Raw genomic sequence first — 461 nt, 5'->3', positions numbered from 1 at the left:
GCGAACATATAATCAATGCTCGCCCCCATCTCAAAGGCACCTTTGTAACCATGCTCTCGCATCGCATGAATCCATTTAGGGTTTAACACTCGCGAACGGACAACCCGGTTCAGCTCCTCTTTCAAGGTTCTAATCTTAGGAGATGACGGGTTGGAATGGTCATTGTGATACACCGTTGGTGCATCCCCCGAGAACACTTCAACCGCGTTGCTCATGCCCCCTTGGAACTGGTAATAATCATCAGAGTCCAAGATGTCGTGCTCTCTATTATCCTGGTTTTGCGAAACCACCTCTAATTGCGACAATCGAAAACGGAAAGCTTCCTTGGCATCGACACCGTCTCCCGCCTCGTTACCGTAGGCATAGCCACCCCAATTCAGATAGGCATCGGCTAGATCACTCTTTTGCTCCCAACAACGCTCGTCTATCAAGCCCTGTAGACCCGCACCATAAGCGCCGGG

The 461-nt window shown here is 50.8% G+C and carries 1 protein-coding gene; it reads right to left on the bottom strand.

Features of this window, described 5'->3' with window-relative positions:
* The coding region (locus A3729_RS10390) for a cobaltochelatase subunit CobN (RefSeq protein ID WP_197475769.1) at window positions 1–461 on the bottom strand (461 nt) is incomplete at both ends.

The sequence above is a fragment of the Oleiphilus sp. HI0043 genome, from assembly GCF_001634935.1.
The sequence above is the reverse complement of the archived record's forward strand: the minus strand, read 5'-3'. Positions and strand labels throughout refer to the sequence as shown.